This is a genomic window from Bradyrhizobium sp. Tv2a-2, assembly GCF_000472425.1.
GTDB lineage: Bacteria > Pseudomonadota > Alphaproteobacteria > Rhizobiales > Xanthobacteraceae > Bradyrhizobium.
The window spans coordinates 84,807-98,694 of record NZ_AXAI01000001.1 but is presented as its reverse complement, the minus strand read 5'-3'; the positions used below and the strand labels follow the sequence as shown (position 1 = coordinate 98,694).

General features: G+C 64.8%; 12 protein-coding genes. 5 read left to right on the top strand and 7 right to left on the bottom strand.

Features of this window, described 5'->3' with window-relative positions; genetic code table 11:
* Positions 1–160: 160 nt before the first annotated feature.
* On the top strand, positions 161–2,338 hold the full coding sequence (locus A3AI_RS0100470) for a transglycosylase SLT domain-containing protein (RefSeq protein WP_024513676.1): 2,178 nt from the start codon (positions 161–163) through the stop codon (positions 2,336–2,338).
* Positions 2,339–2,358: 20 nt separating this feature from the next.
* Here the strand turns inward: A3AI_RS0100470 and A3AI_RS0100465 are convergent, their stop codons facing one another.
* A complete protein-coding gene (locus tag A3AI_RS0100465) occupies positions 2,359–2,781 on the bottom strand; it encodes a hypothetical protein (protein WP_156927583.1) in 423 nt (140 codons plus the stop codon).
* Positions 2,782–2,929: 148 nt separating this feature from the next.
* On the opposite strand from A3AI_RS0100465, the gene A3AI_RS0100460 reads away from it, so the two are divergent.
* Positions 2,930–4,495 (top strand): winged helix-turn-helix domain-containing protein, encoded by a 1,566-nt coding sequence (locus tag A3AI_RS0100460; RefSeq protein WP_024513674.1) that lies wholly within the window; start codon positions 2,930–2,932, stop codon positions 4,493–4,495.
* 27 nt (positions 4,496–4,522) lie between these two features.
* Here the strand turns inward: A3AI_RS0100460 and A3AI_RS0100455 are convergent, their stop codons facing one another.
* A complete protein-coding gene (locus tag A3AI_RS0100455; RefSeq protein WP_024513673.1) occupies positions 4,523–4,948 on the bottom strand; it encodes a GFA family protein in 426 nt (141 codons plus the stop codon).
* A 39-nt stretch (positions 4,949–4,987) separates the two neighbouring features.
* Positions 4,988–5,764 (bottom strand): methanethiol S-methyltransferase, encoded by a 777-nt coding sequence (mddA, locus tag A3AI_RS0100450; protein WP_024513672.1) that lies wholly within the window; start codon positions 5,762–5,764, stop codon positions 4,988–4,990.
* Positions 5,765–5,901: 137 nt separating this feature from the next.
* Here mddA and A3AI_RS0100445 point away from each other — a divergent pair, with 137 nt between their 5' ends.
* The gene (locus A3AI_RS0100445; protein ID WP_024513671.1) at positions 5,902–7,467 is read left to right on the top strand and encodes a winged helix-turn-helix domain-containing tetratricopeptide repeat protein; all 1,566 of its coding nucleotides are present in this window, start codon (positions 5,902–5,904) and stop codon (positions 7,465–7,467) included.
* Positions 7,468–7,491: 24 nt separating this feature from the next.
* Here A3AI_RS0100445 and A3AI_RS0100440 read toward each other — a convergent pair whose 3' ends face one another.
* The 3 genes from A3AI_RS0100440 to cobU are packed head-to-tail and all read right to left on the bottom strand — an operon-like array spanning position 7,492 to position 10,393.
* On the bottom strand, positions 7,492–9,090 hold the full coding sequence (locus tag A3AI_RS0100440; protein ID WP_024513670.1) for an AMP-binding protein: 1,599 nt from the start codon (positions 9,088–9,090) through the stop codon (positions 7,492–7,494).
* A gap of 7 nt (positions 9,091–9,097) precedes the next feature.
* Positions 9,098–9,886: an adenosylcobinamide-GDP ribazoletransferase gene (gene cobS, locus A3AI_RS0100435; protein WP_024513669.1), complete on the bottom strand. Its 789-nt coding sequence runs from the start codon at positions 9,884–9,886 to the stop codon at positions 9,098–9,100.
* Positions 9,887–9,889: 3 nt separating this feature from the next.
* Positions 9,890–10,393: a bifunctional adenosylcobinamide kinase/adenosylcobinamide-phosphate guanylyltransferase gene (cobU, locus tag A3AI_RS0100430; RefSeq protein ID WP_024513668.1), complete on the bottom strand. Its 504-nt coding sequence runs from the start codon at positions 10,391–10,393 to the stop codon at positions 9,890–9,892.
* A gap of 135 nt (positions 10,394–10,528) precedes the next feature.
* Between cobU and cbiB the strand changes: the two genes are divergently transcribed.
* Complete coding sequence (cbiB, locus tag A3AI_RS0100425; protein WP_024513667.1) at positions 10,529–11,470, top strand: adenosylcobinamide-phosphate synthase CbiB; 942 nt, start codon at positions 10,529–10,531, stop codon at positions 11,468–11,470.
* A gap of 10 nt (positions 11,471–11,480) precedes the next feature.
* A complete protein-coding gene (cobD, locus tag A3AI_RS0100420; protein WP_024513666.1) occupies positions 11,481–12,446 on the top strand; it encodes a threonine-phosphate decarboxylase CobD in 966 nt (321 codons plus the stop codon).
* Here cobD and A3AI_RS0100415 read toward each other — a convergent pair.
* Positions 12,435–13,883: a cobyric acid synthase gene (locus tag A3AI_RS0100415; protein WP_024513665.1), complete on the bottom strand. Its 1,449-nt coding sequence runs from the start codon at positions 13,881–13,883 to the stop codon at positions 12,435–12,437. The genes cobD and A3AI_RS0100415 overlap by 12 nt on opposite strands.
* Positions 13,884–13,888: the final 5 nt, after the last annotated feature.

The window sequence follows — 13,888 nt, the reverse complement described above, 5'->3', positions numbered from 1 at the left end:
ATACTGGTTTCCGGCTGTTATAAATCGATTTGCGGATGTTGTTGCCTTGGCGTGACAGAAGCGAATCACGGTTGTGCTAGTCTCACTGTACTCAACCGGACAGATCGTGCGATCCCGGAAGGGGTTTGCGTCGGTCGGTTCGCAAGGGGGGGACCTCGGAATGAACCAGCTGTTCCGGCCGTTGCCTTGTCTGTTTGTGTTGGCCGTTCTCGCCAGTCCGTCGAGCGATGCGATCGCCGCGAGCCGCCACAAGCCAGTATCTCACGAGAAGAAAGCCGAGGCTGCGCGCGATGCGCGCCACGAGCACAGTTCTTCGCCGAAGCAAGAGGCCGGTCTCAAGAAGGGCAAGAAGGAACGCATCGCCGACAAGCGGCGCAAGAAGGACAAGTCCGACGAGGAAGACGCGCCGCGCTTCACCGGCGATCTCGGCGTGCTGAAGGACGTCATCGACCTGTCGCGGCAGGGCAAGACGTCGGACGCGACGGTCGCGGAAAAGACCATTGCCGATCCTGCTGCACGCAAGCTCGCCGAGTGGTTCATCCTGCGCCACCCGGACTCGCAGGCGCCGTTCGGCCGCTATGCGTCCTTCATTGTGGACAATTCGGATTGGCCCGGCGTCACCCTGATGCGCCGCCGCGCCGAGGCGCGGCTGTGGCAGGAGAAGGCCGATGCGGCTACCGTGCACAATTTCACCAGCGATCGTCCGTTCACCGCCAAGGGCAAGTTCGCGCTGGCGCGCGTCCGTCTGAACGAAGGCGACCGCGACGGGGCGCAGCGCCTGATAAGCGAGGCCTGGCGCTCCGAGGAATTGACCGAACGCAGCGAAGGCGAGGTGCTGGACGCGTTTGGTAATCTCCTGACACGTGAAGATTTCCAGGCGCGCATGGACAAGCGCATCGGCGCCAAGGACTTTGGCGCCGCGATGCGCGCCGCGCATCATGTCGACGACAATGCGGTCGCGATCGTGAAGGCCTGCAGCACGGTAAAGGGCAATGACGACAAGGCCGGCGACCGGCTCGAGGACGTCGCGTCAGGCGCTCGCGATGATCTCGGCTATGTCTTGTGCCGCGTGCAATGGCTGATGAAGAAGGACAAAATCGTGGAGGCGAGCCGGCTGGTGCTCGCGGCCCCGCAGGCGACCATGCCGCTGCAGGACACTGATGAATGGTGGCGTGTTCGGCGCCTGCTGGCGCGCAAGCTGCTTGATCAGGGTGACGTCCAGGGGGCCTACGAGCTGGCGCGCACGGCAGCGACGCCAGCCAGTGACAACTACCGCGCCGACCAACATTTCATGTCGGGCTGGATCGCGCTGCGCTACCTCAACGATCCGCGCACGGCGATGGCGCATTTCATCCATATCGACGAGGGCTGTGCCAACCCGATCACGCTTGCCCGCGCGAATTACTGGCGCGGCCGGGCGGCCGAAGCGGTCGGCGATCTCTTGACCATGCGGGCGAACTATGAGGCCGCCGCGCGGCAATCGACGGCTTATTACGGCCAGCTGGCGCGCGCGCGGCTCGGCATGAATCGCATGGAGGTGCGCGAGCCGCAGGGCGACGAGGCGCAGCGGGCACAGCCTTCGGACGAGATCGTCCGCGCCGCCGACATGCTCTATACCCTCGGCGAACGCGAGGTGCTTGTGAGCTTCGTCATCGACCTCGCCGAGGACTCCAACGACGTCGCGACATTGTCGGCGGTGGCCGACGTCACCGGCCGCCACAATGACGCGCGCGCCATGCTCGAGCTCGGCAAGACCGCGCTCGGGCGCGGGCTGCCGGTGGACGCCTATGCGTTCCCGACCATCGGTATCCCGGCGCACACGCCGGTGGGGCCGGCGATCGATCGCAGCATCATCTACTCGGTTGCTCGCACCGAGAGCGCCTTCAACCAGAAGGACAAGTCCTCGGCCAACGCCGTCGGCCTGATGCAGGTCACCCCGGAAGCCGGGCGCGACACCGCCAAGCGTTTCGGCGTCGAATATGACTGGGACCGCATGGTCTCCGATCCCGTCTACAACACCCAGATGGGTGCAGCCGAGCTCAGCGCGTTATTGTCCGAATACAAGGGCTCGCAGATCATGACCTTTGCCGGCTACAATGCCGGCCGCGGCCGGGTGCGCGACTGGATCAAGGCCTATGGCGATCCGCGCGATCCCAATGTCGATCCGGTCGACTGGGTCGAGCGTATCCCCTTCTCCGAGACGCGTAACTACGTGCAGCGGGTGATGGAGAATCTCGCAGTCTATCGCGCCCGCTTCGGCAACGGCGGTCCGCTGATCGCAAACACCGACCAGCGCGCGATCTCGCAGGAAGCGACAGCATCGGGCCAGACGCCGTAGCGGAGGGGCTGGCAGATCCGTCATCGGACGACACCCAGCTGCGCGAGCGCGACGCCGAGCACGGTCAGCTGGGTCGTCAGTGACGAGACGGCCAGGGAGAGCCCGCACGCCCCGACCGCAATTCCGATCGCATTGAGCATGCCGACGCGTCGGACAATGGCGCCGGCTCCGAGCACGCCGACAAGGAACCCGATCGCGTTGACCGCGTACAGCAGGCTGTGGGTCCGAGGCAGCAGCAAAACGCAAGCGAAACGGCAGAGACCAAGCGCAATCGTGGCCAAGCCGCAGGTTGGCCAGGCCGAACAAGAATAGATTTGCGAGTAATCGGTGGGCATTCGAAAGGTTCCTTGCTGGCAAAACTGACCCGGATTCGCGATGCGCGGCCGGGATCGACAAATGGAGTGTGAAGTGGTGAGCCGGCGAGCTTGGCTCGCGCGGATCATCGCGGCATCCTTTCTGGTTCCATGCGCAGCCGCGCGAGACGCGGGCGACGATGAACCGAACATGCCAGTCGATTGACCTAAAGACTCTGAGGGTTGCTTGATTTTACCTTCAGATCAGCTTGTTTGTTGCATGAGGCGCCGACCTGACGTGCAATTTCTCTTTTCCAATCATGTACTTGACACGGACCGTCGAGAGCTGAGCAGCGCAGGGCGGGTGATCCCCGTCGAACCCCAGGTTTTCGATCTGCTCGTGCATCTCCTTGAAAATCGCGACCGCGTCGTCAGCAAGGATGACCTGATCGACAAGATCTGGGGCGGGCGGATCGTCTCCGAGTCCACGCTGACCAGCCGCATCAATGCTGCACGTAAGGCGATTGGCGACAGCGGCGTCGAGCAAAACCTCATTCGCACGGTTCCGCGCAAAGGCGTTCGCTTCGTGAGCGCTGTCGTGACGCAGTTGCGCAGCGCGGGTGCGGAGGCAGCCGCGCCCGCGCCCGCAAATCAGGTCAGACCGGGGCTGCCGCTGCCGGACCGGCCGGCCATTGCCGTTCTGCCTTTTGCCAATATGAGCGGCGACCGCGAGCAGGACTATTTTTCCGACGGGATCAGCGAGGACATCATCACCGCACTATCCAAGCTGCGCTGGCTTTTCGTCATCGCCCGCAACTCGTCATTCATCTACAAGGGCAGGTCAGTCCAAATCGGCCTGATCGCGCAGGAGCTCGGGGTTCGTTACGTTGTCGAAGGCAGCGTGCGCAGGAGTGGCGAGCGCATCAGGATTTCCGTGCAGCTCACCGATGTTTCGACGGGCAGTCATATCTGGGCCGAGCGCTATGATCGCGAGCTGGCGGATGTCTTCGCGCTACAGGACGAGATCACCGAGTCGATCGTCGCAGCCATAGAACCGCAGCTTTACGTGGCAGAGAATTTCCGCGCGCAACGCAAGCCGCCGGGCAGCCTGGATGCCTGGGATCTTGTCGTGCGCGGGCTCTCGCACTTCTGGCGGGTCACGCGGCAGGACAACATGGTGGCGCAGGCGCTGCTGGAGAAGGCGATTGCCATCGATCCGCATTATGGCCAGGCACTCGGCGTGCTCGCGACGAGCCACATTTTTGGTGCCCATATGGGATGGTCGGACATGGGCTCAGTGGTACCGGTTGCCGAGCGCGCGGGGCTGGCGGCCGTCGAGGCCGATACCGAGGACGCGTGGGCCCACCATGGGCTGGCCTACACCTATCTCTTTGAGCGGCGCTTCGACGACGCAATCGCCGAATTCGAACTGGCGCTCCGCCTCAACCCGAATTTCTCTTTTGCGCAAGCCTTCCACGGGGTGGCGCTGTGCTATTCCGGGCGGTGGGAAGAAGGGGACCTGGCGGTTCGTCGCGCGCTGCGGCTGAGCCCGCGCGATCCATCCTCGACGCTGTATTTCGGCATCGCGGCCTATGCCCAATTCATCGGCCGCAACTATGACGAGGCGATTCGCCTTGCGCGCGAGTCGCTGCGTCAGCGCGGCGACTTCGTCGGCGGACACCGTGTGTTGACTGCCGCCGCCGCCATGGCCGGTTATGATGAGGTCGCAAGGACGGCGTTGCAGGAGCTTCGCCGCACCCAGCCCAACGTCTCGCTCGCCTGGATCGAGAGCGAACTGCCGATCAAGCAGCAGGCCGAGCGAGAGCACTATCTGGAAGGCTTTCGGCGCGCCGGGCTGACATAGCCCGACGCACCAACGCATCCAGCCGCCTTATTCCGCCATCATCTCGCCGGAGCCGCCGAACTCGGCTGGAAAATCCTTCAGCTTCGGTAGCCCATCCCGCATCGGCAGCACCGACTCGGCGTAGTTGACGTGAACGCCCGGCGCGAATGCCAGTGTCGGGATGGTCGCCGCGAACACATCGATCATGCCGAGCGGCGGATGGCGCGCCATCAGATGGCCGCCGCACTTCTTGCAGTATTGCCGCTCGCTCATCGGCGTCTTCGCGTAGGTTGCTACGTTTTCCGACCCGGCCGTGATCCTGACAGCCTCGGGCTTCCAGAGGCTGAAGGCGTTGACCGGACCGCCAGACCAGGAGCGGCAGGAACGGCAATGGCAATAACCCATTGCTTCCGGAGCTCCGCTGACCTCGATCTCGACGGCTCCGCAAAAGCAGTTGCCGATATGTTTTGTCATTCACTTCCTCCTGTTCTGCTTTTCTTGATCAAGGCCCGCTCAGGCCGACCGGCGCCATGGTATCAGCATGGACACTTGCTTGCGATAGCGCCGATATTGGTCGCCGAACAGCCCGATCAGATCGCGCTCCTCGAGGAAAATGCCGACGAAGATGTAAAGGGTGGTGACAGTCGCGAACAGGAGATGCCCGAAGCTCATTTCAGGTGTAGCCCAGAATGCGATAATGAAGCCGAGATAGATCGGATGCCGCACGAATTTGTAGTAGACTGGGGTCCGGAATTGCGGTGCCGGGATATCACGGCCGGCGAGATTGGCCGTGACTTGCTGCAGCCCGAACAGCTCGAAATGATTGATGAGGAAGGTGCTGGTGAATACGATGACCCAGCCGACCAGGGACACCGCTGCGACAGCGACTGCGACATCGGGGTTCCTGATCTGCCAAACAATTGCCGGCATCGGCCGCCACTGCCAGAACAACAGCATGAGGCACAGGCTCGCCAGCAGGACATAGGTGCTACGCTCTACCGGCTTGGGGACATATTGCGTCCACCACTCCTTGAACCGCTTGCGGGCCATCAGGCTATGCTGGACGGCGAACAGCAACATCAGGAGCAGGTTCACCAGGAGTGCTTCGGCAGGGGACGTTTCGGGGCCCGTATCGATGGACTTGGGCACGCCAAAGCCGCCGACGAAGCCCATGGCGTAAAGGATCGTGACGAAAAAGGCGAGGTAGGCAACAATTCCGTAGAGAAATGCGATGATTTTTGAAATTCGATGTCCCGATATCTCGGGGTTGATGGATTGAATCTGAGTCATCATTTGCTCCGCAAAGGGCGAAAATTGGGGCCCTGCAGAATGCCGCAACACGGCGCACGCGGCCTTGCCGGGCGCTTGATTTCTCGTTGAGACGGCAATGATTTTTTCTTGAGAGCGGACCCTGGTCCGGGATCGACGTGCGATTTGTCTTTGAAGACCACTCGCTGGACACCGAGCGCCGCGAATTGCTTCGCGGCGGGCTGCCGGTGCCGTTGCAGCCGCAGGTCTTCGACCTTTTGGTCCATTTGATCGGAAATCGCGAGCGTGTCGTCACCCGGGACGATCTGATCTCCGGAGTCTGGGGTGGTCGCATCGTATCGGACTCGACGCTGACCAGCCGCATCAATGCCGCGCGCGAGGCACTTGGCGACAGCGGTAAGGCTCAAAGGCTAATCCGCACCATCTCGCGCAAGGGTTTTCGTTTCGTGGGAGACGTGCGTGAGCAATCGGATGAGGCTCTGCCGGCGGAAACGTCCGAACAGCCGGCCTCACCGCCGCGGGAGGGCGCAGCCGCACCCGATCGGCCGGCAATCGCCGTGCTCGCTCTCGAAAACATGAGCGACGACCCTGAACAGGAATATTTTTGCGACGGTATCAGCGAAGACATTCTCACTGGGTTGTCGAGGGTGAAGTGGTTCTTCGTGATCGCGCGCAACTCGTCGTTCTCCTACAAGGGCCGGTCCGTTCATATCAGAGAGATCGCCCAGCAGCTTTCGGTGCGTTACGTCGTCGAGGGCAGTGTACGCAAGGAGGGCGACCGTGTCAGGATCACGGCCCAGCTCAATGACGTCGCGACCGGGAGCCACATCTGGGCGGAGCGATACGACCGGAATTTGACCGACGTCTTTGCCGTCCAGGACGACATCACCACGTCCATCGTGGCGGCGATCGAGCCGCAGATCTACGCCGCCGAGAATTTTCGCGCGCGGCAGAAGCCGCCGAGCAACCTCGATGCTTGGGACCTGGTCATGCGGGCCTTGTCGCATTTCTGGAAGGTGACAAGGCAGGATCACGCAACCGCGCTAGCCCTTCTGGAGCAGGCGATTGCCATTGATCCGAACTATGGTCAGGCGCTGTCGGTGCTTGCTGCCAGTCACATGCGTGGCGTTCACCTGGGCTGGACGGATATTTCAACCGCGGCGCCGCCGGCCGAACGTGCGGCGCTAAAGGCTGTCGACGTTGCCGGCGATGATGCATGGGCGCGCACGGCGCTCGGCAGCGTGTACTTCTCGACGCGGCGCCTCGAAGCTGCGATTTCAGAGTTCGAGCTGGCGCTGCAGTTGAATCCGAATTTCTGCATGGCCCATGGCTATTATGCGCTGGCGCTGTGCTACAGCGGAAGGACGCAGGATGCCTTCGAGGCGGCCCAGCGCGCAATCCGGCACAGTCCGCGCGATCCTTCGCTGGCAATCTACTATGGCGTCGCGGGCTATGCGCGGTTTATCGAAAAGAGGTACGATGAGGCCATTTCGCTTGCGCGCGAGGCTATCCGCCAGCGCGGCGATCTCACGGGAGCCTACCGCGTGCTGGCCGTCGCCGCCGGCATGGCCGGAGATACGGAGACGGCGGTTGCCGCGTTGCAGGAACTGCGGAGGATCCAGCCGAGCCTCTCGCTCGCCTGGATCGCAGGCCAGTTGCCGTGGGCGCGTGACGCCGATCGCGAGCACTATCTGGAAGGCTTTCGGCGAGCGGGACTTGCCTGAGTGGGAACTTGCCGGAATGCGAGATCAGCCTGCCGTTGTCTGCCTGCCTTGCTCGCCCGCGATCCTCTCCATCGCGATTGCGCGCAGCTTGCCGCGCTGGATCTTCACGCCATTGGCGCTGTCCGTGACGGGGAAGGCGTCGATGAGGAAGATGCGCGCCGGCACCTTGTAGCCGGCGAGGCGCTCGCGCAGCTTTGTGGTCAGCTGTTCCATTTGTGGCGCTTCGCTTCCCGCGATGACAAACGCCGCACAGCGGGCCTGGCCATTGAGCTCGACCGCGACGACCTGCGCGTCCGTGACGCCGGCGCAGGCCTTCAGCTCATCCTCGATCTCGCCCGGCGCGACCAGGAAGCCGCCGAGCCGCATCGCGTCTCCGCCCCGCGTCTCATAGATGAAGGAGCCGTCCTCGCGCATCCGGCCGATATCGCCGGTGCGGAAGAAGCCGTCTTCGGTGGTTGCCTCGCGAGTTGCTTCCGGATTGTTGAAATAGCCCAGGAAGCGCGACGGCGCGCGGATTTCGAGCTCGCCGGAGACGCCGGGACCTGCGATCTCTCCGCTCTCGGGGTCCCGCGCGCGCACGACCGCATCCTCCGACATCGGCCATCCCCCGCATTCGATGCGCTCGGCGAAGGGGGCGTCGCTCCTGCCGATCGAAAACAGCGCCTGCAATTCGCTCGAGCCATAGAGCCCGTGCAGCGGCAGCCCGCGCGCTCCGGCCGCTGCGGCAAACTCGCGCCAGCCCGGCTGGAACGCGGCAAAGCCGAATACCTTGGCCTCCGGGAACGGGCGCGGCGCGTCGGTCAGCGCCAGGATACGGCGGAACATCTCGTCCGAGCCGAAGCTGTGGGTGATCTTCTCCTCGGTCAAAATGCGCAGCGCTGGCGTCGCCTCGAACGCGTCGAGCACATGGACGCTCACGCCCGCAGCCATGAAGGCGAGCAGCGCGCTCATGCCGAACGTGCCGCAGAACGGCAGCATCGCCAGCAGTGAGTCCTGTTGCGGCGACAGCGCGAGCGCTTTGGCGACCGCGCGGGCGTGGCCGGCAAGCGTGCTTTGCGAATGCGCAACCAGCTTTGGCCCCCTGGTCGTGCCCGAAGTCGTGAAGAGCAGCACTGGAGCGTCGACGTCCTGCGGCGATATCGCGGCGGGCGGATAGGATTTTTCGAACGCATCGAAGCGCAGGGACGGCCAGGCGCAATTAAACTTGCCGGTGCCGACCACGGCGACGCGCGCCAGCGCCGGCAGCTCGACGTTGCCGATGCCGGCGAGGATCGCTGCGAAATCGATGGAGCGGAAGGCGGCCTCGACAACCAGCAGCTTCGCGCCCGACAGGCGAAGCAGGTGCGCGACATCGGCACTGCGATAGCGCGTGTTGACCGCGGCGACGATGGCGCCGAGCTTCGCCGCGGCAAACAGCAGCGTCACCCATTCCAGGCGATTGACCAGCCACACAGCGACCACATCGCCGCGTCCGATGCCATGCGCGGCGAGCCAGGCGGCTGTTTCCTCCACGTGCGTTGCGAAATCGGCAGCGGATACCGCGGTGCCGTCGAATATGAAGGCGGGCTCGGCGGCGGCGCCGCTTGCCAGCAGGGACATGAGGGATCGCGCTTCGCCAGGCATGATCCGGTTATAGCAGTGTGGTGGCGAGCAGGAGAAGGGTGGCTTCCGCGGCTTGCTCCAGCGCGCCGAGCACGTCGCCGGTCTGGCCTCCGATCTGGCGCTGCGCAAGCCGCGCCAGGAGGAGGCCGATTGCGGCGAGCGCGACGGCGCCGGTCAGCATCGCCTTGAGGCCAAACCCGATGGCAAGGGCTGCGATGCCAAGCCCCAGCGCGATGGCCGCGCTGACCGGCTGCGGCTGTCCGGCGCTGCTCGAAAGCCCCTCGCTGCGCGCCGGGGGGACAAGGCTCATGAAGGCCGGCAGGACCGCACGTGCCGCGGCATGGGCGACGATCAGCGCAATCGCAACGGACCGGGTGTCGTTCAGGGTGGCGAGCGCACTCCATCGTAACAGCAGCGACAGGCCGAGCGCACAGGCGCCGAACGTGCCGATCCGGCTGTCGCGCATGATCTCGAGCTTTTTCTCGCGCGTCCGGCCGCCGCCCAGACCATCGGCGGCGTCGGCCAGCCCGTCCTCATGCATTGCGCCGCTCAGAAAGATTGTTGCCGCTAGCGCAAGCACGCTGGCGGCGAGCGGCGGAAGATGCAGGCGGTCCGCGATCCAATAGACAGCAGCGCCAATCAGGCCGATCAGCGCACCCGCAATCGGAAAGGCCCAGCTGGCGCGGGCCAAGTCGCCTTCGCCGATCGCGCTGGAAGGAGCGACCGGCAGGCGCGTGCAGAGCGAGATCGCGATCCGTAGATCGCGCAAGAGACCTTCGAGCCGCGCCAGGTAATTTACCCTGTCGTCCGTTGCCATGCGCTACTTCACCCGCATCGGCAGTCCCGCGACCACGAGCTCGACCTCGTCGGCGGCACGCGCGATCATCTGGTTGAGGAAGCCTGCGGCATCGCGGAACTCGCGCGCCAGCGCATTGTCAGGCACGATGCCGGAGCCGACCTCGTTGGTAACCAGCACGACCGGGCTGCGTTGCGCTTTCAGCGCCTCGACCAGCGCTGCCGCTTCCTTCGTCCAATCGCGCCCCTCGTGCATGAGGTTTGAGAGCCAGAGCGTCAGGCAATCGACCAGCCGCGCGCCGCCGCCGTCCGTTGCGTTCAGCGCCGCCACCAGCTCCAGCGGCGTCTCATGCTCGATCCACTCATTGCCGCGGCGCGCGCGGTGTTTTGCGATCCGCTCGCGCATCTCGTGATCGAACCCTTCGGCGGTCGCGATGTAGACCGGCCTGCCGGCAAAATCCTGCGCGCGCGTCTCCGCCCGCGTGCTCTTGCCCGACCGCGCTCCGCCCGTAACCAGGATGGTTGGCATGTCTCCTCCACTGCACCAGACGGCAGTAATCCATTCCGCGCGCGATGACAAAGGACTAATTCGCGGAGCACGGGAGGCTTGCGTTGAGGATGCCTTCTCGCGCAGAGAGGGGGGCGGATACCAGGGGAGCGTGACTTGGATTTTGCGGCTGCCATGATTCTGGCGATGGTCATCGACGGCGTCGCAGGCTGGCCCGGCGCGCTCTACGCACGTATCGGCCATCCGGTCACCTGGCTCGGCCGGCTGATCGGAGCGCTGGATCATCGCTGGAACAGGGATGGCGACACCTTCGGTGCACGCCGTGTCGCGGGCGTGGCCGCCGCTTTGTCGGTGATCGCGCTTGCAAGCGTGGCGGCCTTCGCGCTGCAAGCTTTGATCTCGCCCGGCTGGCTGCGCATCCTGCTGGTCGGGATCCTTGCGTGGCCCTTTGTCGCGCTACGCTCGCTTCACGAGCATGTCGCCGCCGTCGCCAAGCCGTTGCAGGCCGGCGATGTGGACGGCGCGCGCCGCGCCGTGTCGATGATCGTGGGGCGCGATCCGACCAAGCTTGATGAAGCCGGCATCGCGCGCGCGGCGATCGAGAGCCTGGCCGAGAACACTTCCGATGGCGTGGTGGCGCCGATTGTCTGGGGCGTGCTGTTCGGACTGCCCGGTATCGTCGGCTACAAGGCGATCAACACGCTCGATTCCATGATCGGCCATCGCGACGCGCGGCACGAGGCGTTCGGCTGGGCCGCCGCCCGCATCGACGACGTCGCCAATCTGGTGCCGGCGCGCCTCACCGGGCTGTTATTCGCTTTTGCCTCATCACGGCTGCCTGACGCGCTTGCCTGCATGTGGCGCGATGCGCGCCATCACCGGTCGATCAATGCCGGCTGGCCGGAGGCCGCGGTCGCGGGGGCGCTTTCGGTGCGGCTGTGCGGGCCGCGCGTCTATGACGGCGAACTGGCGAAGGAGCCATGGCTCAATGAAGCGGCCCGCGATCCCGCCGGCGGCGATGTCGCGCTGGCGCTGAAACTCTATGGTCGCGCGATGGGGCTGTTCGCGGCCCTTCTTCTCATCCTCGCCCTGGTGTAAGCCTTCGCCCATGATCGACCATGGCGGAAATCTCGATGTTGCGCGCGCGCGCTTTGGCGGCCGGCTTGCGGACTGGGTCGATCTGTCCACCGGCATCAATCGGCGGCCCTATCCTGTGCCGCAACTGCCGGTGCATCATTGGCATGCGCTGCCGTCGCGCGCCGAGATCGAAAGCCTGCATGAGGCGGCGCGCCAGGCCTATCGCACCACCGCGCCGTTGCTCGCCACCGCCGGCGCGCAGGCGGCGATCCAGATGTTGCCGCGGCTGGCCCCGCCAGGCAGCGCCAGAATTCTCGCGCCGACCTATGGCGAGTTCGGCCATGTGCTGCGTGGGGCTGGCTGGACCGTGGAGTACGTCGCCGATCTTGACGCGCTCGTGGGCGCTGATCTTGCTATTGTCGTCAATCCGAACAACCCCGATGGTCAGCGCCATGATCCGGAAGCGCTGCTGGCGCTGGCATCGCGCGTCGGCCGGCTGGTCATCGACGAGAGCTTTGTCGATACCACGCCCGAATTGTCGCTCGCCCCGCAGGCGGGGCGGCCGGGATTTCTGATCCTGCGCTCGTTCGGCAAATTCTATGGGCTTGCCGGACTAAGGCTCGGCTTCGTGCTCGGCAGCGAGACCGATATCGCCGCGCTCGCAAGCATCGCAGGGCCGTGGCCGATCTCGGGCGTTGCCATTGAGATCGGCCGCGTTGCGCTGCTCGACCAGACCTGGGCGAGTGAGACGCGCGCACGCCTGTTTCATGACGCTAGGCGGCAGGATAGGCTCGCGCAGGCGGCAGGCTGGGAGTTGATCGGCGGCACGCCGTTGTTTCGGCTCTATGAGGCTGGCGATGGCCTGCTCGCGCAGGAGCGGATGGCGCGCGCGCAAATCTGGTCGCGCGTGTTCCGGGACATGCCGTCCTGGCTGCGTCTGGGACTGCCGGGCGACGAGACGGAATGGCAGAGACTGGACGCGGCGTTATCGCGCTAACTGTAACAAACCATCCACATTGAGATGCTTCTCGATGTGATCCGCGAGCGCGTCGAGCGCGCTCTCGACCCTGGCGCGGTAGTGCTCGCCCGAAGCTTCCACACCGAGCCGCGCGAGGTAGGCGCGGCGGAAAGTGTCCGATGTGAAGAGGCCGTGGAGATAGGTGCCGTGGACGAGGCCGTCGGCCGACACGGCGCCTTCGGGCTGCCCGTCGATGAAGGAAAACGGTTGCGCGAGGTCGTTACCTTCGCTGCGGCCGATGTGGATCTCGTAGGCATCGAGCGCGGCGCCCGTCGCCGCATGTACGGCGCTGACACGCGTCAGCGCCTTTTCCTGGGTCATCACGGTTGCGACATCGAGCAGGCCGAGCCCTGGCGTCTCGCCGGGTGGTCCCTCGATGCCGTCGGGGTCGGCGACGCTTTTGCCCAGCATCTGATAGCCGCCACAAATGCCGAGCACATGGCCGCCACGGCGATGATGGGCGGCGAGATCAATGTCCCAGCCCTGCGCGCGCAGGAAATCGAGATCGCCGCGCGTCGATTTGGCGCCCGGGAGGATCACAAGCCTCGCATCGCCCGGAATGGCTTCGCCGGGGCGCACCATCACGAGATCGACATCGGGCTCGAGCTTGAGCGGATCGAGATCGTCGAAATTGGCGATCCGCGACAGCGCCAGGAAGGCGATCTTGCAGCGGCCGGGCTTACGCGCGTCAGAAAGTCCGAGTGCGTCCTCCGCCGGCAGCTCCGTGGCGCGCGGAAAATACGGCAGCACGCCAAAGCCGCGCCAGCCGGTGCGGGTCTCGATCAACCTGTAGCCGTCGTCGAACAACGTGGGATCGCCGCGAAATTTGTTGATGATGAAGCCCGTGATCATTGCAGCATCATCCGGGTCGATCACGCTTCTGATGCCGACGAGCTGCGCGATCACCCCGCCGCGATCGATATCGCCGACGATGACGACAGGAACGTCGGCGCGGCGCGCAAAGCCCATATTGGCAATGTCGTTGGCGCGCAAATTGACCTCGGCGGGGCTGCCGGCGCCCTCGACCAGCACGAGGTCGGCCTGCGCCTTCAGGCGCTCAAAGCTTTCCAGCACCGCCGGCATGAGCGATGGCTTCATTTTTGCGTAATCGCGCGCGCGCAAGGTCGCGACGCGGCGGCCCTGCACGACCACCTGCGCGCCGACATCGGTCTCAGGCTTCAGCAGTACCGGGTTCATGTCCGTATGCGGTGCGATGCCGGCCGCGAGCGCCTGCAGCGCCTGCGCGCGGCCGATCTCGCCGCCATCGTCGGTGACCGCCGCATTGTTCGACATGTTCTGTGGCTTGAAGGGGCGCACACGGAGACCCCGGCGCGTCGCGAGACGTGCAAGGCCCGCGACAACAAGCGACTTGCCGACGTCGGAGCCCGCTCCCTGGATCATCAATGCGCGCGCCATGGCAA